Annotated in this window: 17 protein-coding genes; 8 read left to right on the top strand and 9 right to left on the bottom strand. The window is 70.5% G+C overall.

Annotation, left to right across the window (positions count from 1 at the left end; all coding sequences use genetic code 11):
- Positions 1-247: 247 nt before the first annotated feature.
- Both ACWDGI_RS14285 and ACWDGI_RS14280 read right to left on the bottom strand, forming a co-directional pair.
- Positions 248-1,150 carry a tRNA (adenine-N1)-methyltransferase gene (locus tag ACWDGI_RS14285; protein ID WP_360489583.1) on the bottom strand — a complete coding sequence of 301 codons (903 nt, stop codon included), beginning with the start codon at positions 1,148-1,150 and terminating at the stop codon, positions 248-250.
- Positions 1,151-1,200: 50 nt separating this feature from the next.
- Positions 1,201-2,883 carry a site-2 protease family protein gene (locus ACWDGI_RS14280; RefSeq protein WP_450759295.1) on the bottom strand — a complete coding sequence of 561 codons (1,683 nt, stop codon included), beginning with the start codon at positions 2,881-2,883 and terminating at the stop codon, positions 1,201-1,203.
- 146 nt (positions 2,884-3,029) lie between these two features.
- Here ACWDGI_RS14280 and ACWDGI_RS14275 point away from each other — a divergent pair, with 146 nt between their 5' ends.
- Positions 3,030-3,971: a RecB family exonuclease gene (locus ACWDGI_RS14275; RefSeq protein WP_450758789.1), complete on the top strand. Its 942-nt coding sequence runs from the start codon at positions 3,030-3,032 to the stop codon at positions 3,969-3,971.
- Between the two features lie 15 nt (positions 3,972-3,986).
- Positions 3,987-4,658: a response regulator gene (locus ACWDGI_RS14270; RefSeq protein WP_020939010.1), complete on the top strand. Its 672-nt coding sequence runs from the start codon at positions 3,987-3,989 to the stop codon at positions 4,656-4,658.
- A gap of 104 nt (positions 4,659-4,762) precedes the next feature.
- Here the strand turns inward: ACWDGI_RS14270 and ACWDGI_RS14265 are convergent, their stop codons facing one another.
- The 3 genes from ACWDGI_RS14265 to metH all read right to left on the bottom strand — a co-directional run bounded on the left by ACWDGI_RS14265 (position 4,763) and on the right by metH (position 11,168).
- Positions 4,763-6,367, bottom strand: coding sequence for an ABC transporter substrate-binding protein (locus ACWDGI_RS14265; RefSeq protein ID WP_450758787.1), 1,605 nt, complete (start codon positions 6,365-6,367; stop codon positions 4,763-4,765).
- A gap of 423 nt (positions 6,368-6,790) precedes the next feature.
- On the bottom strand, positions 6,791-7,492 hold the full coding sequence (locus tag ACWDGI_RS14260; RefSeq protein WP_450758785.1) for an HAD family hydrolase: 702 nt from the start codon (positions 7,490-7,492) through the stop codon (positions 6,791-6,793).
- A gap of 160 nt (positions 7,493-7,652) precedes the next feature.
- Positions 7,653-11,168 (bottom strand): methionine synthase, encoded by a 3,516-nt coding sequence (gene metH, locus ACWDGI_RS14255; RefSeq protein ID WP_450758783.1) that lies wholly within the window; start codon positions 11,166-11,168, stop codon positions 7,653-7,655.
- Between the two features lie 376 nt (positions 11,169-11,544).
- Between metH and ACWDGI_RS14250 the strand changes: the two genes are divergently transcribed.
- The 6 genes from ACWDGI_RS14250 to ACWDGI_RS14225 all read left to right on the top strand — a co-directional run bounded on the left by ACWDGI_RS14250 (position 11,545) and on the right by ACWDGI_RS14225 (position 18,853).
- A complete protein-coding gene (locus ACWDGI_RS14250) occupies positions 11,545-12,309 on the top strand; it encodes an IclR family transcriptional regulator (protein WP_450758782.1) in 765 nt (254 codons plus the stop codon).
- Between the two features lie 377 nt (positions 12,310-12,686).
- On the top strand, positions 12,687-13,481 hold the full coding sequence (locus tag ACWDGI_RS14245) for an MIP/aquaporin family protein (RefSeq protein WP_360489590.1): 795 nt from the start codon (positions 12,687-12,689) through the stop codon (positions 13,479-13,481).
- An 81-nt stretch (positions 13,482-13,562) separates the two neighbouring features.
- Positions 13,563-15,101: a glycerol kinase GlpK gene (gene glpK / locus ACWDGI_RS14240; RefSeq protein WP_450758780.1), complete on the top strand. Its 1,539-nt coding sequence runs from the start codon at positions 13,563-13,565 to the stop codon at positions 15,099-15,101.
- Between the two features lie 53 nt (positions 15,102-15,154).
- Positions 15,155-16,771 (top strand): FAD-dependent oxidoreductase, encoded by a 1,617-nt coding sequence (locus ACWDGI_RS14235; protein ID WP_450758778.1) that lies wholly within the window; start codon positions 15,155-15,157, stop codon positions 16,769-16,771.
- Between the two features lie 203 nt (positions 16,772-16,974).
- Positions 16,975-17,646, top strand: a complete 672-nt coding sequence (locus tag ACWDGI_RS14230) for a FadR/GntR family transcriptional regulator (RefSeq protein ID WP_450758776.1) — start codon at positions 16,975-16,977, stop codon at positions 17,644-17,646.
- A gap of 163 nt (positions 17,647-17,809) precedes the next feature.
- Positions 17,810-18,853, top strand: a complete 1,044-nt coding sequence (locus ACWDGI_RS14225) for a PAC2 family protein (RefSeq protein ID WP_450758775.1) — start codon at positions 17,810-17,812, stop codon at positions 18,851-18,853.
- 142 nt (positions 18,854-18,995) lie between these two features.
- Here the strand turns inward: ACWDGI_RS14225 and mshC are convergent, their stop codons facing one another.
- The 4 genes from mshC to ACWDGI_RS14205 all read right to left on the bottom strand — a co-directional run bounded on the left by mshC (position 18,996) and on the right by ACWDGI_RS14205 (position 22,493).
- Positions 18,996-20,225, bottom strand: coding sequence for a cysteine--1-D-myo-inosityl 2-amino-2-deoxy-alpha-D-glucopyranoside ligase (gene mshC / locus ACWDGI_RS14220; protein WP_450758773.1), 1,230 nt, complete (start codon positions 20,223-20,225; stop codon positions 18,996-18,998).
- A 103-nt stretch (positions 20,226-20,328) separates the two neighbouring features.
- Positions 20,329-21,144, bottom strand: coding sequence for an SCO1664 family protein (locus ACWDGI_RS14215; protein WP_450758771.1), 816 nt, complete (start codon positions 21,142-21,144; stop codon positions 20,329-20,331).
- Entirely contained in the window at positions 21,108-21,698 is a 591-nt protein-coding gene (locus ACWDGI_RS14210; RefSeq protein ID WP_450758769.1) for a DUF3090 domain-containing protein, read from the bottom strand. The genes ACWDGI_RS14215 and ACWDGI_RS14210 overlap by 37 nt, the downstream gene beginning before the upstream one ends.
- A 108-nt stretch (positions 21,699-21,806) precedes the next feature.
- Positions 21,807-22,493, bottom strand: a complete 687-nt coding sequence (locus tag ACWDGI_RS14205) for a histidine phosphatase family protein (protein WP_450758768.1) — start codon at positions 22,491-22,493, stop codon at positions 21,807-21,809.
- Positions 22,494-22,615 lie beyond the last annotated feature (122 nt).

Genomic DNA, 22,615 nt, shown 5'->3' with positions numbered 1-22,615 from the left:
GGGCTTCCTCCGTGACGGCGGGGAGCCTCCGCGGCGGCGGGACGGGCTTTCATGGCGGCGCGGCCGGCTTCCGGGCAGGCAGGGCTGGTGGCTACGGGCGAGGGACTCCGTGGTCCTGCGCCACGTCGAAGACGGGTCGACGTCCTGCCGCGTCAACGCGTGAGCGTCGCCGCCGAGTTCCGGTCCGGTCGGAGGAACTCGGCAGCGACGCTCTTACGTTGACGCGGCGAGGGGATGACGGGACGGCTCAGCGGCCGGCGCCGCCGTCGGCGTTGGGACCCTCGTAGTCCTCGCCGTAGGCGCCCTTGGCGGGGCGGCGGCGGCGCATGGGCGGCTCGACGCCGTCGGCGAGGCGGCGGGCGGTCAGCAGGAAGCCGGTGTGGCCGATCATCCGGTGGTCGGGGCGGACGGCGAGGCCTTCCACGTGCCAGTTGCGGATCATCGTCTCCCAGGAGGTCGGCTCGTTGAAGCAGCCGATCTCGCGGATGGACTCCACGGTCCGCGCGAGCTGGGTGGTGGTGGCGACGTAGCAGCAGAGGATGCCGCCGGGCACGAGCGCCTTGGAGACGGCCTCCAGGCACTCCCACGGCGCGAGCATGTCGAGGATGACGCGGTCGACGTCGGTGTCCGACAGGTTGTCCTGGAGATCGCCGACGGTGAGCTGCCAGGCGGGGTGCGGGCCGCCGAAGTAGCGCTCCACGTTCTGCTGGGCGATCTCGGCGAAGTCCTCGCGGCGCTCGTAGCTGTGCAGCATGCCCTGGTCGCCGATGGCGCGCAGCAGGAAGCTGCTGAGCGAGCCGGAGCCGACGCCGGCTTCGACGACGCGGGCGCCGGGGAAGATGTCGGCGAAGGAGAGGATCTGCCCCGCGTCCTTGGGGTAGACGACGGCTGCCCCGCGGGGCATGGACAGGACGTAGTCGGGGAGCAGGGGGCGCAGCGCGAGGTAGGCCACGTTGCCGGTGGTGCGGACAACGCTGCCCTCGGGAGCACCGATCAGTTCGTCGTGCGGGAAGGAGCCCTTGTGGGTGTGGAAGTTCTTCCCTGCTTCGAGCGTGAACGTGTAGTGGCGGCCCTTGGGGTCGGTCAGCTGTACCTGGTCCCCGACCTTGAAGGGCCCGCGCCTGCGGGCGGCACCGGTCGGTTCGGACATGTGAACAGCCTACCGGGGTTTGTGGAGGGGTCCGACCACGAGGGCCTGTCCTAGGCCGGCCGCGCCATGGCCCTGACGAAGGCCCGTTCCACGTCCGCTGCCGAGAGGACGCCGTAGATCTCGCCGGTCTCCTCGACCACCAGGTATTCGGTGGCGGGGGTGGCGCGCAGCACGTCGAGGAGTTCCTCGCCCGCCAGTTCCGCGGAGACGCGCATGCCGTCGGTGAGGTCCTGGGCGAGGCCGCTGACGGCCACCCAGGGGCGGCGGTGCTCGGGTACGCCGACGATGGCGGCCTCGCGGACCAGGGAGAGCGGGGTGCCTTCGGCGTCCACGACGACCAGGGCGCGGGCCCCGGCGGCGTTGGCGCGGCGCAGGGCCTCGGAGAGGGGGGTCTCGGTCTCGACGGGGACGGCACGGCGGGTGAGGGTGCGGGCGCGGAGCTCCGGGAGGTGCTCGCGCAGCCGTGCCATGCGCAGGCTGTTGCCGGCGCCGGTCCAGATGATCGCGGCGAGGACGGCGGCGAGCAGGCCGTCGGTGAGGGCGTCCATGCCGTTGGCGTTCTCGGTGCCGCCGCCGAAGGCGCCCGAGTAGTTGAGCAGCGGGAGGCCGATCAGGACGGAGACGGCGAGGGCGCGGCCGACCCAGGCGGCGGCGATGGTGCCGCTCATGGGTCTGCCGGTGATCTTCCAGACGACCGCGCGGAGCATCCGGCCGCCGTCGAGGGGCAGGCCGGGCAGCAGGTTGAAGATGGCCACGATGAGGTTGGAGACCATCAGCCCGGCGAGCAGGACGCCGGGGACCGTGCCGGGCTCGACGGGCTGCATGGCGAGGTAGAAGAGGCCGGAGAGGACGAGGGAGAGCAGTGGGCCGACGAAGGCCAGCACGAACTCCCGTCCGGGGGTCTCGGCTTCCTTCTCGATCTCGGAGACACCGCCGAAGAACTGCAGCTGGATGCGGCGGACCGGGAGTTTGAAGCGGATCGCGGCGACCGTGTGGGCGAGTTCGTGGACCAGGACGGAGGCGTAGAAGGCGATGGCGAAGAAGAGGGAGACGAGGTAGCGGGCGGCGCCGAGTTCGGGCAGCACGCGGTCGAGCTGGCCGCCGAAGACCCAGGTGATCAGTGCGGCGACGACGAACCAGCTGGGGGCGACGTAGACGGGGACGCCGAAGGGCCGCCCCATGAGCAGGCCGCCGCCGGGTTCCTTGGGCCGCTGCGGCGGCCGCCCCTTGGCCATGCCGGAGTGCGCGTGGCCGCGCCCGCCGGTCTCGTGGGGGCCGCCGAGGCCGCTCTCGTCGCGGCCTCCGACGCCGGTGCGGTCAGGACCGCCGACGCCGGGGTGGTCGAGGCCACCCACGCCGGAATGGTCGGGACCGCCGGGGCCGGTGGGGTCGGGGCCGCCGTCGCCCGGGCGGTCGGGGCCGGGAGCGCCTGGCTGGTCGGGGCCGCCGACGCCGGGGCGGTCGGGGCCGGGAGCGCCGGGCTTGTCGGTCCCGTCAGGGCCGGAGGCCGGTGGACCGGGAGGTGTCTTGGCGTTTCCGTTCTCCGGCGTGGGCGGTTCCGCGGACGGTTCCGGCTCCGGTTTCCCGGTGTCGGCGGGTGTCCCGGCCTGTGGGGGATCCGTCGGGGCGTCGGTGGGGTCCGGGCCTCCGTCGTTGGTCGGGGCCGTAGGACCTGCGGGCTGCTCGGTCGGTTCGGCGTCGTCCGACCGGGGCTGCCCGCTCCCGCCGCTCACGTCCACGGTGTCCCCTCGTTAGAAACGTCGTCTCCGGTCGATGGTATGCGGCCGTCGTGACGCGTTTCGCCCCGGCACCCCTTGTGTTGGCCGGGCCGTCGCGCGGGTTGGGTGACTGTCAGTGGCGGGCCGTATGGTCTGTGGTCATGGAGAGCAGCATCGAGGACGCTTCGCGGGCTCAGGGCGCGGCCGTCACGCAGGGGGAAGAACCGGTCACGGCGGTGCGGGCGGCGCCGGCCGGTCCGCCGGCGTCGCTGTCGCCGTCGCGGGCCAGTGACTTCATGCAGTGTCCGTTGCTGTACCGGTTCCGGGTGATCGACCGGCTGCCGGAGAAGCCGAGCGAGGCGGCGACCCGGGGGACGCTGGTGCACGCGGTGCTGGAGCGGCTCTTCGACGCACCCGCCGCGGAGCGGACGGCGCCGCGGGCCAGGTCGCTGGTTCCGGGGCAGTGGGACCGGCTGCGGGAGAGCAGGCCGGAGGTCGGCGAGCTGTTCGCGGACGATCCGGAGGGCGAGCGGCTGGCCCGCTGGCTGGGCGAGGCGGAGCAGCTCGTCGAGCGCTGGTTCACGCTGGAGGATCCGGCGCGGCTGGAGCCGGTGGAGCGGGAGCTGTTCGTCGAGACCGAGCTGGAGTCCGGCCTGCGGCTGCGCGGGATCATCGACCGGGTCGATGTGGCGCCGACGGGCGAGGTGCGGATCGTCGACTACAAGACCGGCAAGGCGCCGAGACCCGAGTACGCCGAGGGCGCGCTGTTCCAGATGAAGTTCTACGCCCTGGTGGTGTGGCGGCTGAAGAACGTGGTGCCCAGGCGGCTGCAACTGGTCTATCTCGGCAGCGGGGACGTGCTGACGTACGACCCGGTGCTCGCCGATCTGGAGCGGGTGGAGCGCAAACTGCTCGCGCTGTGGGAGGCGATCCGGCAGGCGACGGAGTCCGGGGACTGGCGGCCGCGTCCGACGAAGCTGTGCGGCTGGTGCGACCACCAGGCGCACTGCCCGGAGTTCGGCGGTACTCCCCCGCCGTACCCGCTGCCGGTGAGGTCGGCCGAGTCCGGGGACGCCGCGCAGGGCAGAATGGGCGCGGACTAGCTAAGGAGACTCACTGTGGCCATCCGCGTCCTACTGGTCGACGACCAGCCGCTGCTGCGAACCGGCTTCCGGATGATCCTGGAGGCCGAGCAGGACATCGCGGTCGTGGGCGAGGCCGGAGACGGCCTGCAGGCTCTCGACCAGGTGCGCGCCCTCCAGCCGGATGTGGTGCTGATGGACATCCGGATGCCGCGGATGGACGGCGTCGAGGCGACCCGGCAGATCACCGGGCCCGGCCGGGACGGCCCGGCGAAGGTGCTGGTGCTGACCACGTTCGATCTGGACGAGTACGTGGTGGAGGCGCTGCGTGCGGGCGCCAGCGGCTTCCTGCTGAAGGACGCGCCGGCCAACGAACTGGTGCAGGCGATCCGCGTGGTCGCGGGCGGCGAGGCGATGCTGGCGCCGAGCATCACGCGCCGGCTGCTGGACAAGTACGCCACGCATCTGCCGTCCGGTGAGGAGCCGGTGCCGGACACCCTGCACACCCTCACGGACCGTGAGGTGGAGGTGCTGAAGCTGGTCGCGCGGGGACTGTCCAACGCGGAGATCGCCGCCGACCTGTTCGTCAGCGAGACCACCGTGAAGACGCATGTGGGGCATGTGCTGACCAAGCTGGGGCTGCGGGACCGGGTGCAGGCGGCGGTGTACGCGTACGAGAGCGGCCTGGTGCGTCCGGGCGCCCAGTAGGACGCGCCACACCGAGCCCGGCAGGACGCGCTACGACGGGAAGGGCGCCCCACTCGATGGAGTGGGGCGCCCTTCCCGTCGTATGAACGGCGTGTGACCGGTCGTCAGCTGCTGGAGCCGCGGCCGAGCTCCCACAGCTGCAGGCTGGAGGAGGAGTTGAGGGCGTAGGCGACGCCCGTGATGTCGTCGCGGGCGGCGACGTACTGCTTGCCCTGCCACAGCGGCAGCACCGGGACCTCGTCGGCGACGATGTCCTGGATCTCGGTGAGGCTGCTGGAGGCGCTGGCCCGGTCGGCCTCGAGGCGGGACTCGGGGATCAGCGTGTTGATGATCTTGTTGTTGGTGTACGGCGAGGCGAGGAAGTTGTTCTTGTCGAGGAACGGCGCCAGGAAGTTGTCGGCGTCCGGGAAGTCGGGGAACCAGCCCATGCCGTACACGTCGTACGCCTGCTTGCGCTCGGCGGTCTGGTACGTCGACCAGGGGGTGCCCTTGATGTCGACGTCGAACAGGCCGCTGTTGTTGAGCTGCTTCTGCAGGACCTCGAACTCGTCCTTGGTGGCGGAGCCGTAGTGGTCGGTCGTGTAGTGCAGCGTCAGCTTCACCGGGGTGGTGATGTTCGCGGCGGCCAGCAGGCTCTTGGCCTTGGAGACGTTGGGGTCGCCGTACTTGTTGAAGAAGGAGTTGGAGTGGCCGGTCACGGAGGCCGGGACCAGCGAGTACAGCGGCTCGGCCTGGGAGCCGTACACCTTGGCGACGAGTGCGGCGCGGTCGATGATCTGGGCCATCGCCTGGCGGACGGCCTTGGTCTTGACCGTGGGCGCGTCGGTGTCGAAGCCGAGGTAGCGGATCTCCAGACCGGACATCTCGACGAGGTCGACGTTGGAGTCGTCGCCGGCGTCGAGCTTGTTGATCTGGGACGGCGACATGGTGCGGGTCATCACGTCGATGTCGCCCTTGTCGATCGCCTGGCCCATGGCGTCGGCGTCCTTGAACGAGCGCATGACGACCTGCTCGTTGTTCACCGTCACGCTGCCCTTGTAGTTCGGGTTCTTGGTGAAGGTGGCGGAGACGATCTCGTCGTTCTGGACGTCGGCCTTGAAGGTGTACGGGCCGGAGCCGTCGACGTCGAAGCCGTCGCGGAGCTTGTCCTTCGCGTAGTCCTTCGGGTTCAGGATGCCCGCGACCGGCGTGGACAGCTTGTACGGGAAGGTGGCGTCGGCCGACTTCAGGTGGAAGATGACCTCGCGGTCGCCCTGGGTCTCGATGGTGTCGATGTTCGAGAGGAGGGCGAAGACACCACTGTCGGCCTTGATGCGCAGGGCGCGCTCCATGGACCACTTGACGTCCGCGGCGGTGACGGCGTTACCGTCGGAGAACTTCAGGCCCTCGCGCAGCTTGCAGGCGTAGCGCTCGCTGCCGCTGTCGGTGAAGGAGCAGCTCTCGGCGGCGTCGGGAACCGGCTCGCCGTCGCCCTTGGGCTGGGACATGAGGGTCTGCACCGTCTGGCGCAGGATGTTCCAGCCGCCGACGTCGTAGGAGTAGGCGGGGTCGATCGGCGCCGGGGCGTCCTTCGTGGCCGTGAACCGGTCGGTGGTGCCGACGACGATCGCGCCGTCACTGTTGCTCCCACTGTCGGATCCACCGCACGCGGCGAGAACCGGAGTGAGCAGACCGATGACGGCCGGCAGCACCAAAGTCTTGCGGTTCATGCTCGAAGTTCTCCAGAGCTGTTCGAGTCCGTGTATCCGGCATGCAGGGGTGTCGAAGCGGATCACAGGGGTAGCGGCGATGTTCTCGCGATGAGATTAGTCCGCACCCGCAGGAGGGCTGACAGGGCCCTGAGTTGAGGTCCCATCACGCAGCGGAACCGGCTGCGGACAGACCGAAAACCCGACGGCGGCAGGATTAGTGCAGCCTCTCCCCAATCGGGACACAAGGGCGCCTGATTTCCCCCCGATCAGGGGGGAAGCGGCACACCCGGGCAACGTTGTCGACCCCCGTGCACGTGGGGAACGTCACACGCGCAATGACCGGGAGCGGCAACGGAATTCAGCCGGTTGAACACTTGCGAATTCCGTTGAATGAGCTCCGCCGGGATTTCACCCAATGCCCTTTGCACGCTGGGTGAACGGCTAGCGCATTTCTGTCATCAGTCCGCGCAGAAATGCCAGGTCGACCTCTTCCAGGGAGCTGACCACGGTGCGCCGTTCGGCCGGGGCGATGGGTGCGACGGACGGTACGGCGACCACCTGGCAGCCGGCCGCCTCGGCGGCGGCGACACCCGTCGCGGTGTCCTCGACCACCGCGCACCTGGCCGGATCCGCGCCGAGTCCCGCGGCGGCGAGCAGATACGGGTCCGGATAGGGCTTGGTGCGGGAGACCTCGTCGCTGGCGACGGAGAGGGTGAAGTGGTGGGGGCCCAGTGAGGTCAGGACGCGGTCGATGATGCGGCGGTGCGAGGCGGAGACCAGGGCGGTGGGGATCTGCTGTTCGTGGAGTTCGGCGAGCAGCCGCTTGGCGCCCGGCATCAGCGGCAGGGCGGTGCCGATGCGCTGTTCGAAGCCGTCGTTGAGGAGCACGCTGAGTTCGGCGAGCGTGATGGCCGCGCCGGTGGCCTCGATGAGGAACCCGGCGCTGCGGGTCATGGGGCCGCCGACCACGACATGGCGCCAGGACTCGTCGAGGGTGTGGCCGAGGCGGGCGAAGATCTCGACCTCGACGTCCCACCAGAAGCCCTCGGTGTCCACCAGGGTGCCGTCCATGTCGAGGAGCACCGCCTGAAGCGCCGAGCCTTCCGCCGTACGGGTTCCGAGCGCGGGGACCGTACTGGTCATCCGGGCGCACCTCCTTGAGGGACGACCAGGCCGGTTCCCATGCGGGGAACCGGCCTGCTGTGGACCGACCAGTGTACGACTTATCCGATCAGTGTGCTGTGTGGCACGCGTCTCGGCGCCGCACCGCACACGTACGGCTCAGTGCCGCGCGCCCACGGGCTCAGCGTGCGTTGAAGTACTTCGCCTCCGGGTGGTGGATCACGATGGCGTCGGTGGACTGCTCGGGGTGCAGCTGGAACTCCTCGGACAGCTGGACGCCGATCCGCTCGGGCTGCAGCAGGTCGGCGATCTTGGCGCGGTCCTCCAGGTTGGGGCAGGCGCCGTAGCCGAGGGAGAACCGCGCGCCGCGGTACTTCAGGGCGAACATGTCCTCGACGGCGCTCGGGTCCTCGCCGGCGAAGCCCAGCTCCGCACGGACGCGCGCGTGCCAGTACTCGGCGAGTGCCTCGGCCAACTGGACGGACAGGCCGTGCAGTTCGAGGTAGTCGCGGTAGGAGTTGGCCTCGAAGAGCCTGGCGGTCTGCTCGCCGATGCGGGAGCCGACGGTGACGACCTGGAGGCCGACCACGTCCGTCTCCCCCGACTCCTCCGGGCGGAAGAAGTCGGCGAGGCACAGCCGGCGGCCGCGGCGCTGGCGGGGGAAGGTGAACCGGGTGCGTTCGTTGCCGCGCTCGTCCAGGATGATCAGGTCGTCGTCCTTGGAGACACACGGGAAGTAGCCGTAGACCACGGCCGCTTCCAGCAGGTTCTCGGTCTGGAGCTTGTCCAGCAGGCCGCGCAGCCGGGGGCGGCCGTCGGTCTCGACGAGTTCCTCGTACGACGGTCCCTCGCCGGTGCGGGCCTGCTTGAGGCCCCACTGGCCCTTGAAGAGGGCGCCCTCGTCGAGCCAGCTCGCGTACTCCTTGAGCTGGATGCCCTTGATGACACGCGTGTCCCAGAACGGCGGGGTGGGCACCGGGTTGTCGACGGCGACGTCGGAGCGGACATGGCCCTCCTCGGGCCGCTCCTCGACCTCGGCGGTGGCGGTCGGCCGCACCCGGCGCTGCTTCAGCTCCGGCAGGCTGGCGCCGGGCACTCCGCGCTTGACGCCGATGAGCGCGTCCATCAGGCGCAGGCCCTCGAAGGCGTCGCGGGCGTAGCGGACCTCGCCCTCGTAGATCTCGTGCAGGTCCTGCTCGACGTAGGAGCGGGTGAGGGCGGCGCCGCCCAGGATCACCGGGTAACTGGCCGCCAGGCCGCGCTGGTTGAGCTCCTCCAGGTTCTCCTTCATGATCACCGTGGACTTGACCAGCAGGCCGGACATGCCGATGACGTCCGCCCGGTGCTCGTCGGCGGCCTCCAGGATCGCGGAGACGGGCTGCTTGATGCCGAGGTTGACGACGTTGTAGCCGTTGTTGGACAGGATGATGTCGACGAGGTTCTTGCCGATGTCGTGGACGTCGCCGCGCACGGTGGCGAGCACGATGGTGCCCTTGCCCTCGGCGTCCGACTTCTCCATGTGCGGTTCGAGGTGGGCGACCGCGGACTTCATGACCTCGGCGGACTGGAGGACGAACGGCAGCTGCATCTGGCCGGAGCCGAAGAGCTCGCCGACGACCTTCATGCCGTCCAGCAGGGTCTCGTTGACGATGTCGAGGGCGGGGCGGTCCTGGAGGGCCGCGTCCAGGTCGGCCTCCAGACCGTTCTTCTCGCCGTCGATGATGCGGCGCTTGAGCCGCTCCTCCAGCGGGAGGGCGGCCAGTTCCTCGGCCTTGCCGGCCTTGAGGGACTTGGCGGTGGCGCCCTCGAACAGGGCCATCAGCTTCTGGAGCGGGTCGTAGCCCTCGGTGCGGCGGTCGTGGACGAGGTCGAGGGCGGTCTGCACCTCCTCCTCGGAGAACCGGGCGATCGGCAGGATCTTGCTCGCGTGCACGATCGCCGAGTCCAGGCCCGCCTTGACGCACTCGTCGAGGAAGACGGAGTTCAGCAGGATGCGGGCGGCCGGGTTGAGGCCGAAGGAGATGTTGGAGAGCCCCAGGGTGGTCTGGACGTCCGGGTGGCGGCGCTTGAGTTCGCGGATCGCCTCGATGGTGGCGATGCCGTCGCCCCGGGACTCCTCCTGGCCCGTACAGATGGTGAAGGTCAGGGTGTCGATGAGGATGTCCGACTCGTGGATGCCCCAGTTCCCGGTCAGGTCCTCGATCAGCCGTTCGGCGATCTCGACCTTCTTCTCCGGGGTGCGGGCCTGGCCCTCCTCGTCGATGGTCAGCGCGATCAGCGCGGCACCGTGCTCGCGCGCCAGCGTGGTGACCTTGGCGAAGCGGGACTCCGGGCCGTCGCCGTCCTCGTAGTTGACGGAGTTGATGACCGCGCGGCCGCCGAGCTTCTCCAGGCCGGCCTGGATGACGGGGACCTCGGTGGAGTCCAGGACGATCGGCAGGGTGGAGGCGGTGGCGAAGCGGCCGGCCAGCTCCTGCATGTCGGCGACGCCGTCCCGGCCGACGTAGTCCACGCAGAGGTCGAGCATGTGGGCGCCCTCGCGGATCTGCTCGCGGGCCATCTCCACACAGTCGTCCCAGCGGGCGTCCAGCATGGCCTCGCGGAACTTCTTGGAACCGTTGGCGTTGGTGCGCTCGCCGATGGCCAGGTACGAGGTGTCCTGGCGGAACGGGACGGTCTGGTAGAGGGACGCGGCGCCGGGTTCGGGGCGCGGGCTGCGCTCGGGCGGGGTGACGCCCCGGACCCGCTCGACGACCTGGCGCAGGTGCTCGGGGGTGGTGCCGCAGCAGCCTCCGATGAGCGAGAGGCCGTAGTCCCGTACGAAGGTCTCGTGGGCGTCGGCCAGCTCGGAGGGGGTGAGCGGGTAGCTGGCGCCGTCCTTGCCGAGGACGGGCAGGCCGGCGTTGGGCATGCACGACAGCGCGATGCGGGAGTGCCGGGAGAGGTAGCGCAGGTGCTCGCTCATCTCGGCGGGGCCGGTGGCGCAGTTCATGCCGATCATGTCGATGCCGAGCGGCTCCAGCGCGGTGAGCGCGGCGCCGATCTCGGAGCCCAGCAGCATGGTGCCGGTCGTCTCGACGGTGACGGAGACGATGATCGGGACGTCCAGGCCGGCGATGTCGCGGGCGCGGTGGGCGCCGATCACGGCCGCCTTGGTCTGGAGCAGGTCCTGGGTGGTCTCCACGATCAGCGCGTCGGCGCCGCCCGCGATCAGGCCCTCGGCGTTCTGCTGGAAGGCGTCGCGGATCGTGGTGTACCCGATGTGGCCGAGGGTGGGCAGCTTGGTGCCGGGACCGATGGAGCCGAGCACCCAGCGCTGGCGGCCGTCACGGGCGAGATAGCCGTCGGCGGTCTCCCGGGCGATGCGGGCGCCCGCCTCGGACAGCTCGTAGACGCGCTCGGGGATGTCGTACTCGGCCATCGCCGCGTAGTTGGCACCGAAGGTGTTGGTCTCGACACAGTCCACGCCCGCGTCGAAATACGCCTCGTGGACCGAGCGGACGATGTCGGGGCGGGTCAGGTTCAGGATCTCGTTGCAGCCCTCGAGCTGCTGGAAGTCGTCCAGGGTGGGGTCCTGGGCCTGGAGCATGGTGCCCATGGCTCCGTCGGCGACCACCACACGGGTGGCGAGCGCCTCTCGGAGCGCGGACACACGGGTCCGGCTGTCGGCGGAAGGGGACGGTGGCGACGAGGCCATGAAGGGCTCCCTTGGATGCGACGGCTGTCGGCTATGCGGTCCGCCGGGCCGGGCCCGGCATGGACGCACTGCGCCAGCGTAACCGGGTGTGGGCTTGGATGTGCAGGGCGTCCATGTGGCGGACGAGTGAGGGGCTGGTGAGGCGGCGGATGGGCGAGTATGTCGCCCACCACGGCATCCGCGCCGGGCACGGGCCACCGCACGTGAGGTGAGCCACGGGGAGCACACGTGCGGTGAGCGCGGACCACGCCTGGCGTAACAGGTGTCGACCAACCATTAGCGGAGAGTCGACACGGACCGGTAGTGTTCGGCATTGCCGAACGATGGTTACGGCAGTCTTACGGCGAGGGTCGTAGGGGACGGAGGCAGGACTGCGATGGCACGGAACATCCAGTCGCTCGAACGGGCGGCCGCGATGCTGCGGCTGCTCGCGGGCGGCGAGCGACGGCTCGGCCTGTCCGACATCGCCTCGTCACTGGGTCTGGCCAAGGGCACCGCGCACGGCATACTGCGCACCCTCCAGCAGGAGGGGTTCGTCGAGCAGGACGAGGCCTCGGGGCGCTACCAACTGGGCGCCGAGCTGCTGCGGCTCGGCACCACCTATCTGGACGTGCACGAGCTGCGGGCCCGGGCGCTGGTGTGGACGGACGACCTGGCCCGGTCCAGCGGGGAGAGCGTCTACCTGGGCGTTCTCCACCAACAGGGCGTGCTGATCGTGCACCACGTGTTCCGGCCCGACGACAGCCGGCAGGTGCTGGAGATCGGGGCGATGCAGCCGCTGCACTCCACGGCGCTCGGCAAGGTGCTGTCCGCCTACGACCCGGTGGCGCACAGCGAGGCCCTGGAGGCCGACCGCAAGCCCTTCACGGACCGTACGACCAGCGACCTGGACGCTTTCGAACACATCCTCGACCTCACCCGCGCGCGGGGGTACGCGGCGGACGTGGAGGAGACCTGGGAGGGCGTAGCGTCGATAGCGGCTCCGATCCACAACCGGCGGCGCATGCCGGTGGGCGCGGTGGGCATCACGGGCGCGGTGGAGCGGCTGTGCAAGGACGGGGAGTTGCAGCCCGAGCTGATCGCCGCGGTACGGGACTGCGCCCGCGCGGTGTCGCGGGACCTGGGCGCGGGACGGTTCTGACCGCGTACCACTGATCACCACCTGAGGCCGGTCCGCCTGTCGGCGGACCGGCCTCAGCCGTACCCTGATGTGGACAAAACGGAACAAAAGCGGAGTTCAGTGGGGCTACCGCAGCACATCCGACCCACGATCCCGACAAAGATCGACAACCCACAGCAATCAATAACGATCGCGCTTTCGATAACAGAACTCTTGACGCACACGTAACGCCGGGGCGAGACTCCCGTCCATCGGTCGGCATTGTCGAACACCTACCGGCAATACGCGCTAGAGTGTGACAACGCCAAGGGCCGGATTCGCTCTCACCCACGAGGGCGCCAACACCCCGACGGGACTCGGGGTTCGGCTTCCCTGGACGAAGGACAAAGGAGTCGCGGGTGTCCAGCTCCGACATCTTCATCGGCGAGACCATCGGTACCGCCGTTCTCATCCTGCTCGGCGGCGGTGTGTGCGCCGCCGTCACGCTCAAGGCCTCCAAGGCCCGTAACGCCGGCTGGCTCGCCATCGCCTTCGGTTGGGGCTTCGCCGTCATGACGGCGGTCTACATCTCCGGACCGCTGTCCGGCGCCCATCTCAACCCGGCCGTCACCGTCGCGCTCGCGATCAAGAACGACGACTGGAGCAACGTTCCGGTCTACTTCGCCGGCCAGCTGCTCGGCGCGCTGATCGGCGCGACCCTGGTGTGGGTCGCCTACTACGGCCAGTTCCACGCGCACCTGACCGACAAGGAGATCGTCGGCGGTCCGGGCGCGCAGGCCACCAAGGTCAAGGCCGTCGAGGCGGAGGAGACGGGCGCCGGCCCGGTCCTCGGCATCTTCTCCACCGGCCCCGAGATCCGGAACGTGGTGCAGAACCTCGCCACGGAGATCATCGGCACCATCGTGCTGATCCTGGCGGTCCTCACGCAGGGCCTCAACGACAAGGGCAACGGCCTCGGTGTGCTGGGCGGCCTGATCACCGCCCTGGTGGTCGTCTCCATCGGTCTCTCGCTCGGCGGTCCGACGGGCTACGCCATCAACCCGGCCCGTGACCTCGGTCCGCGTATCGTGCACGCGCTCCTCCCCCTGCCCAACAAGGGCGGTTCCGACTGGAGCTACGCCTGGATCCCGGTGGTCGGTCCGCTGATCGGCGGAGCCATAGCCGCGGGCATCTACAACGTCGCTTTTGCTTAGAAGCAGACCTCCGCCACCGGCTGAACTCCGCTGCAGCAGCAGACGTACCGCCACACACCACGGATCCTCGAGGAGCACACAGTGACCGACGCCCACACCGCAGGCCCGTTCATCGCCGCGATCGACCAGGGCACGACCTCCAGCCGCTGCATCGTCTTCGACAAGGACGGCCGTATCGTCTCGGTCGACCAGAAGGAACACGAGCAGATCTTCCCCAAGCCGGGCTGGGTCGAACACAACGCCAACGAGATCTGGACCAACGTCCAGGAAGTCGTCGCCGGGGCCATCCAGAAGGCCGGCATCACCCGCGACGACATCAAGGCCATCGGCATCACCAACCAGCGCGAGACCACCGTGCTGTGGGACAAGAACACCGGTGAGCCGGTCTACAACGCCATCGTCTGGCAGGACACCCGCACCGACGCCCTCTGCCGGGAACTCGGCCGCAACGTCGGCCAGGACCGCTTCCGCCGCGAGACCGGTCTGCCGCTGGCCTCCTACTTCGCCGGCCCCAAGGCCCGCTGGCTACTCGACAACGTCGACGGCCTCAAGGAGCGCGCCGAGGCGGGCGACATCCTCTTCGGCACCATGGACACCTGGGTCATCTGGAACCTGACCGGCGGTGTCGACGGCGGCAAGCACTTCACCGACGTGACCAACGCCTCCCGCACCCTGCTGATGAACCTGCACACCATGCAGTGGGACGAGAAGATCGCCGAGTCCATCGGCGTGCCGCTGCAGATCCTGCCCGAGATCCGCTCCTCCGCCGAGGTCTACGGCGAGGTCACCGGCGGCCCGCTGGGCGAGCTGCTCGGCGGCATCCCGGTCGCCTCCGCGCTCGGCGACCAGCAGGCGGCCCTGTTCGGCCAGACCTGCTTCTCCGAGGGAGAGACCAAGTCCACCTACGGCACCGGCACCTTCATGGTGATGAACACCGGTGAGAAGATCATCAACTCCTACGCGGGCCTGCTGACCACGGTCGGCTACAAGATCGGCGACCAGCCGACGGTGTACGCGCTGGAGGGCTCGATCGCCGTCACCGGCTCGCTGGTGCAGTGGATGCGCGACCAGATGGGCCTGATCTCCACCGCCGCCGAGATCGAGACGCTCGCGCTCTCGGTCGAGGACAACGGCGGCGCGTACTTCGTGCCGGCCTTCTCCGGTCTGTTCGCCCCGCACTGGCGCTCCGACGCCCGCGGTGTGATCGCCGGCCTGACCCGGTACGTCACCAAGGCGCACCTGGCCCGCGCCGTCCTGGAGGCCACCGCCTGGCAGACCCGCGAGATCGCCGACGCCATGGTGAAGGACTCCGGCGACGAGCTGGTGGCCCTCAAGGTCGACGGTGGCATGACCGCCAACAACCTGCTGATGCAGCAGCTCGCCGACGTCCTCGACGCACCGGTGGTGCGCCCGATGGTCGCCGAGACCACCTGCCTCGGCGCCGCCTACGCCGCCGGCCTCGCCGTCGGCTTCTGGTCCAGCACCGACGAACTGCGCGCCAACTGGCGCCGGGCCGCCGAGTGGACCCCCCGCATGGACGCGGAGACCCGCGACCGTGAGTACAAGAACTGGCTCAAGGCCGTCGACCGGACCATGGGCTGGATCGACGACGAGAGCTGACGAGAGCGCGCACGCTCTCACGATCGAGCTCTGACGAGGAGTAAGAACCCGACATGACCAGTCAGTCCACCCTGCAGTCCGTGCCTGCCCTGGGAACACACCCGGCCTCCGGCTCGCTTCCGAGCCGTGCCGAGACCAGGGAGCAGCTTTCCAAGGCGTCGTACGACCTTCTCGTGATCGGCGGCGGCATCCTGGGCATCTCCACCGCCTGGCACGCCGCGCAGTCCGGCCTCAGGGTGGCCCTGGTCGACGCCGGCGACTTCGCCGGTGCCACCTCCTCCGCCTCCTCCAAGCTCCTCCACGGCGGTCTGCGCTACCTGCAGACCGGCGCGGTGAAGCTGGTGGCGGAGAACCACTTCGAACGCCGTGCGGTCTCCCGCCAGGTGGCTCCCCACCTGGCGAACCCGCTCACGTTCTACCTCCCCGTGTACAAGGGCGGTCCGCACGGTGCGGCGAAGCTCGGAGCGGGTGTCTTCGCCTACTCCGCGCTCTCCGCGTTCGGTGACGGCGTCGGCCACCTGCTGTCGCCCGCCCGGGCCCAGCGGGACGTGCCGGAGCTGCGCACCGAGAACCTCAAGGCCGTGGCCGTGTACGGCGACGACCAGATGAACGACGCGCGCATGGCGCTGATGACGGTCCGCGCGGCCGTCGAGGCGGGCGCGGTCGTCCTCAACCACGCCCAGGTCAGCGGCCTGCGCTTCACCAGGGGCCGGGTGACCGGCGCCGACCTGAAGGACGCGGTCTCCGGTGAGGAGTTCGGCGTCAACGCCCGTCTGGTGCTCAACGCGACCGGCCCCTGGGTCGACCACCTGCGCCGGATGGAGGACCCGAACGCGGCCCCGTCCATCCGCCTGTCGAAGGGCGCGCACCTGGTCCTGAAGCGGACGGCCCCGTGGAAGGCCGCCCTCGCGACGCCCATCGACAAGTACCGGATCACCTTCGCCCTCCCGTGGGAGGACATGCTGCTGCTCGGCACCACCGACGAGGAGTACGAGGGCGACCCGGCGGACGTCTCCGTCACCGAGCAGGACATAGCCCAGATCCTGGACGAGGCCGCGTTCTCCGTCCGGGACCAGCAGCTCCAGCGTGATCTGATCACCTACGCCTTCGCGGGCCTGCGGGTGCTGCCGGGCGGTCCCGGCGACACCGCCAAGGCCAAGCGGGAGACCGTGGTGACCGAGGGCAGGGGCGGCATGCTGTCCGTCGCGGGCGGCAAGTGGACCACTTTCCGGCACATCGGCCGTACGGTGATGGAGAAGCTGGAGGCGCTGCCGGGGCACCCGCTGGGCGACGACTTCGAACCGATCTCCTCGCTGCCGAAGAAGCTGCCGCTGCCCGGTGTCGCCAACCCCCGTGCGGTCGCCCACCGCCTGCTGGTGGACAACCCGGCCCCCGGCCCGCGCATGGCCGCCGACACGGCCAAGCACCTGGCCACCCACTACGGTTCGCTGGCCTTCGACATCGCCCGCCTCGCCAACGAGGACCCGCAGCTCGCCGGGCGCGTCCACCCGGACGCCCCGGAGATCTGGGCACAGGTCGTCTGGGCCCGCGACCACGAGTGGGCCGAGACCACGGACGACGTGCTGCGCCGCCGTACCACCCTGACGATCCGCGGCCTGGCCACGGACGACGTCAAGGCCAAGGTCCAGGACCTGCTCGACAAGAAGTGAGCCAGCGGTGAGCCGCCGGGACCCCGGCCCCGCCGTACCGGGGCCGGGCCGGCGAGGGGCCGGCGCGGGGGCGGCTCCTCTCCCCTGGGGGCCGCTCCTTTGACCCGCCCGTCGTCAGTGCCCGGCACCACGGTCTGCCACGGCCTGACCAGGTCGCATAATGTGGCTGAGACATCGGATGTCTCAGCGACAAGGAGGCCGGTATGGCTGTCACCGATGAGGCGATCGAGAAGATCAAGGACATGATCGTCTCCGGTGCGCTGCGCCCCGGTGACCGGTTGCCGAAGGAGAGCGAACTCGCCGCCGAACTCGGCCTGTCCCGCAACTCGTTGCGGGAGGCGGTGCGCGCCCTGTCGCTGATCCGGATCCTGGACGTACGGCAGGGCGACGGCACCTACGTCACCAGCCTGGACCCGCAACTGCTCCTGGAGGCGATGAGCTTCGTCGTCGACTTCCACCGCGACGACACGGTCCTGGAGTTCCTCGCGGTGCGCCGGATCCTGGAGCCGGCCGCCACCGCGATGGCCGCCTCCCGGATCAGCGAGCAGCAACTGGACGCGCTGGGCGCCCAGTTGGACGCGCTGGGCGCCGCGCCCTCGGTGGAGGAACTGGTCGCCTGCGACCTGGAGTTCCACCGCGGCATCGTGCAGAGTTCCGGGAACTCGGTGCTCTGCTCGCTGCTTGACGGGCTGTCCGGGCCGACCACCCGGGCCCGGATCTGGCGCGGACTGACCCAGGAGGACGCGGTCGCCCGGACCCTGCGCGAGCACCGGGCGATCCTGGCCGCGCTGCGCGACCGGGACGCGGAGGCGGCCCGTTCCTGGGCGACCGTGCACATCGCGAGCGTGGAGCAGTGGCTGCGCAGCAGCCTGTGAAGCGCTTACCAACGGTGAGCGGTTCCTCGCCGAATCGGGGTGTTCGAGGGGGTTGAACGGGGCAGTGATCCGTTCACTCCCCCGTGCAAGGGGGCTGCGGGCGCCCCCGCCGGACGCCGTAAGGTTGGGGCGTACGCGAGGGTACGTCGGAAGGAGGCGCTGGGTGATCGAGCTGGAGGGGGTTCCCGAGCTGATCGACCCAGTCATGGTGGCCGCGTTCGAAGGCTGGAACGATGCCGGCGACGCCGCCTCCACCGCGGTCGCGCATCTGGAGCGGGAATGGAAGGGCGAGGTGTTCGCGGCCCTTGACGCCGAGGACTACTACGACTTCCAGGTCAACCGTCCCACGGTGTGGATGGACGCCGGCGTGCGCAAGATCACATGGCCGACGACACGGCTGTCGGTGGTCCGGGTCGGCGGCGACAAGCCGCGCGATCTGGTGCTGGTGAGGGGCATCGAGCCGTCCATGCGCTGGCGCTCGTTCTGCAACGAGCTGCTCGGCTTCGCCCACGAGCTGGGCGTGGAGCTGGTGGTCGTCCTGGGCGCCCTGCTGGGCGACACCCCGCACACGCGTCCGGTGCCGGTCAGCGGAGTCACCTCCGACCCGGACCTGGCCCAGCGGATGGACCTGGAGGAGACCAAGTACGAGGGTCCGACGGGCATCGTCGGCGTCCTGCAGGAGGCCTGCACGCACGCGGGTGTCCCGGCGGTCTCGCTCTGGGCGGCCGTCCCGCACTACGTCTCCCAGCCGCCCAACCCGAAGGCCACGCTGGCGCTGCTGAACCGCCTGGAGGACCTGCTCGACCTGCGGATCCCGCTGGGCGAGCTGCCCGAGGACGCGCGCGCCTGGCAGGTCGGCGTGGACCAGCTGGCCGCCGAGGACACCGAGGTCGCGGAGTACGTGCAGACGCTGGAGGAGGCCCGGGACACCGCCGAGCTGCCGGAGGCGTCGGGCGAGGCGATCGCCCGTGAGTTCGAGCGCTATCTGCGGCGCCGGGACGTGAATCCGCCGTCCGGCGGCCACGCCACCGCGGACGGCACCGACAGCGCCTCCTACCTGCGGGACAACCCCAGCGGCAAGACCCGGCCACCGAGAGCACCGAAGCCCGACACGCCCGGGAACACGGGGAATTCCGCGGACACCGGCGACTCCGCGGACTCCGCCGGGGACCCCGGCCCGGACGGCGAGGACACCTCCGAGGACTGAGACAGGGGCGGTACGCGCGATGCGTACCGCCCCTTCTCGACGGCCGGGGAAGCGGGCGTCGTCTGGTCGGCGCGGGTGAGTCGTGGCTGGTCGCGCAGTTCCCCGCGCCCCTCGAAGGCGGGACGCGGGGGCCGGCGTTTCCTCAGAGGGCCACGCCCATCAGCGCGTCCACCGCTCGTGACACGACCCCGGGCGCGCCCGTGTCCGTGCCGCCCCGCTCCTGCTGGAGCGCTGCCCAGCGGTCCACCGCCACCAGTGCGGCAGGGGCGTCCAGGTCCCTGCTCAGGGCCTCGCGGATCTCCTCCACCAAGGCCTCGGCCGACGGGCCGTCCGGGCGGGAGACCGCTGCTCGCCAGCGGTCGAGGCGGGTCACCGCGTCCGCCAGGACCTGGTCGGTCCACTCCCAGTCGGCGCGGTAGTGGTGGGAGAGCAGGGCGAGGCGGATGGCGGCCGGGTCGACGCCGTCGCGGCGCAGCTGGGAGACGAAGACCAGGTTGCCCTTGGACTTGGACATCTTCTCGCCGCCCAGGCCGACCATGCCGGCGTGCACGTACGCCTTGGCCATCGGGAACTCGCCGGTGAGCACCTGGGCGTGCGAGGCGCCCATCTCGTGGTGCGGGAAGGCGAGGTCGGAGCCGCCGCCCTGGACGTCGAAGGTCATGCCGAGGTGGTCGAGGGCGATGGCCACGCACTCGATGTGCCAGCCCGGCCGGCCACGGCCGAGGGAGCCGCCGTCCCAGCTGGGTTCGCCCTCGCGGGCGGCCATCCACAGCATCGGGTCGAGGGGGTTCTTCTTGCCGGGGCGGTCGGGATCGCCGCCGCGCTCGGCGGACAGCAGCCGCATGGCGGCGGCGTCGAGGCCGGAGACCTTGCCGAAGTGCGGGTCGGACTCGACGGAGAAGTAGATGTCGCCGTCGAGTTCGTAGGCGGCGCCGAGGTCGCGCAGCCGCTCGACCAGCGGCACGATGCCGGGTATCGCCTCGACCGCGCCTATGTAGTGCTGCGGGGGCAGCATCCGCAGGGCGGTCATGTCCTCGCGGAAGAGGGTCGTCTCCTGCTCGGCGAGGGCGACCCAGTCGACGCCGTCGCGCTCGGCGCGCTCCAGGAGCGGGTCGTCGACGTCCGTCACGTTCTGGACGTAGTGCACCTGCCGCTTGGTGTCGAGCCACACGCGCTGGACCAGGTCGAACGCGTTGTAGGTCGCCGCGTGCCCCATGTGGGTCGCGTCGTACGGGGTGATGCCGCAGACATAGATACGGGCGACGGGACCGGGGTCGAGGGTGACCGGACCGCCGGTCGCGGTGTCGTGGATCCTCAGGTCGCGGCCCTGACCAGGCAGGGCGGGGACCTCGGAAGCGGGCCAGGCATGCATGTACATGAGCGTAACCGGACCCGAGTTCGGTATACGAACCGGACCAGGCCAGATGGCCGGGAAGGCACTCTTGATCTTGCGTCCGCGATGTGCTGCGGACCGGTCACACGGGCGGCCAGGGGATGGCCGGCCACTCTCCGCTGGGTTCCGGGTGCTTTCCGGTGGTGAGCAGCGCGTCGACACGCGCGCGCGTGGCGTCGAGTTCGGCCGCGGTGATCAGCTCGGCCAGCCGGGCCCCCAGCGCCCCGCCGAGGGCCTCACGCAGCCCCGTGAGGGCCTCCACGGCCTCACCGGTGAGCGACTCCCCCGCCCAGCCCCACAGCAGGGTGCGCAGCTTGTTCTCGACGTTGAAGGTCACGCCGTGGTCGATGCCGTAGAGCCGTCCGTCGCCGGTGGGCAGCAGGTGGCCGCCCTTGCGGTCGGCGTTGTTGATCACGGCGTCGAGGACGGCGAGCCGGCGCAGCCGTTCGTCGTCGGCGTGCACCAGCAGGGCGGTCTTCCCCTCGCCGACCTCGGCGAACCCGATCGCCTTCCAGCCCGGCTCGGGCTCCTCGGCGTCGACCAGGGCGAGCAGGTCGGCGCTCTCGGGGTCGACGTCGATCCAGAGCTGGCACATGCCCTCGCCGTAGGGCCCGTCGCGCAGCACGGTGGGCGGGACGAGGTCCCAGCCGGTGGCCGCGGCGACCTCGTAGGCGGCGACCTCGCGCTGCGCGAGGGTGCCGTCGGGGAAGTCCCACAGCGGGCGTTCCCCGGCGACCGGCTTGTACACGCAGGACGCTTCCTCGCCGTCGTACGCGACCGTGCAGAACAGGGCCGCGTTGGAGGCGTCGCGGATGCGTCCGCGTACCTTCAGCTCACCCTGGGCGAGCAGTTCGGCGGCGGTCACGCTCCGCGGCGGTATCCGTTCTGGCGCGGACATACGTGTCCTTCCGGGTCGAGCGGGAGGCTGCACAGCGGGCACGGCGGCCGCCCGGCGTTGACGACGTCCAGGGCGCGTTTGGCGAAGGCCCTGGCCTGCGCGCCGGTCAGCCGGACCCGCAGCATCGGGGGCCCGTTCTCCTCGTCCTGGAGGAGCCGCTCCTCGGCCTCGGCGAGGTCCTCCTCGGAGTCGGCGTCCAGCTCCACGAGCGCCTGCGCCTCGACGATCATGCGCTCTTCCTCGCCGTCCCAGGCGAGCGCCATGGTGCCGACGCGGAACTCCTCCTCGACGGGGGTGTCCAGCGGGCCGCTGTCGGCGATCTCGTTGGGTGCGACGGCGGGGACGGCCGCGTTGCCGCCGCTGCGCCGGACGACCTCGTCGAGGAGTTCGTCCATGCGTTCGGCGAGCGCGGCGACCTGGGTCTTCTCCAGGGCCACGCTGGTCGTCCGGGGGCCGGCCGTGGCCTGGAGGAAGAACGTACGGCGTCCGGGCAGTCCGACCGTACCCGCGACGAAGCGGTCCGGCGGATCGTAGAGGAACACCTGACGGGACACGTCCTGTCTCCATGGGAATCGAGAGTGCGTGGGCTCGGAAGGGCGACTGACCGTGCGGGTTGCCGGTCGGCGACTAGGTGGATCGCTTCACCCTACTGCGGCTGACGATCACGGCGCGCCGGCACCGCCACCGACTTGGGCGTCTTCCCCGGGAGGTTCCTCGCGGGGGGCAAGGGAGGCGAAATCCCCGGTGTCCCCGAGACGAACGAGAAACGGCCGCAGACGGGTGTAACGGATCGCGGTGATGGAACACGGTTCGACGGAGATCCGCTGGAAGAGGTCGAGATGCAGACCGAGCGCGTCCGCGACGAGCGACTTGATGATGTCGCCGTGCGAGCACATCAGGTAGACGGCGTCGGCGCCGTGGTCGCGCTCCACGCGCGCGTTCCACTCGCGTACCGCCTCGGCGGCGCGGGTCTGCATGGCCCGCATGGACTCCCCGCCCGGGAAGGCGGCCGCCGACGGGTGCGCCTGCACCACCTCCATCAGCGGCTCGTCCTTGAGCTCGGCGAGCTTGCGGCCGGACCAGTCGCCGTAGTGGGCCTCCCCGATCCGCTCGTCGGTGTGGGCGGTGAGGCCGGGACGGGCGTCCAGCAGCGGGCGGATCGTCTCCTGGCAGCGCTGCAGGGGGCTGGCGACGACCTCGGAGATCGGCAGCCCGGCGAGCCGGCCGGGCAGCGCGGCGGCCTGGGCGGCGCCGCGCTCGTCGAGGGCGACACCGGGCGTCCAGCCGGCGAGCAGCCCGGAGGTGTTGGCGGTGGACCGTCCGTGCCTTACGAGGATCAGCGTGGGCATGCGGCCCAGGGTAGGCGTTCGCCCGCCCAAGGGGTGCGCCGGTGCCGAGGGGCCGAACGCGGCCGCCGCTCGGGGCCGGCGCGCGTGCGGTCCTTCGAAACCGGCCGGGGCGGCCCGGAGGA

This window comes from Streptomyces sp. NPDC001220 (genome assembly GCF_053597895.1).
The sequence above is the reverse complement of the archived record's forward strand: the minus strand, read 5'-3'. Positions and strand labels throughout refer to the sequence as shown.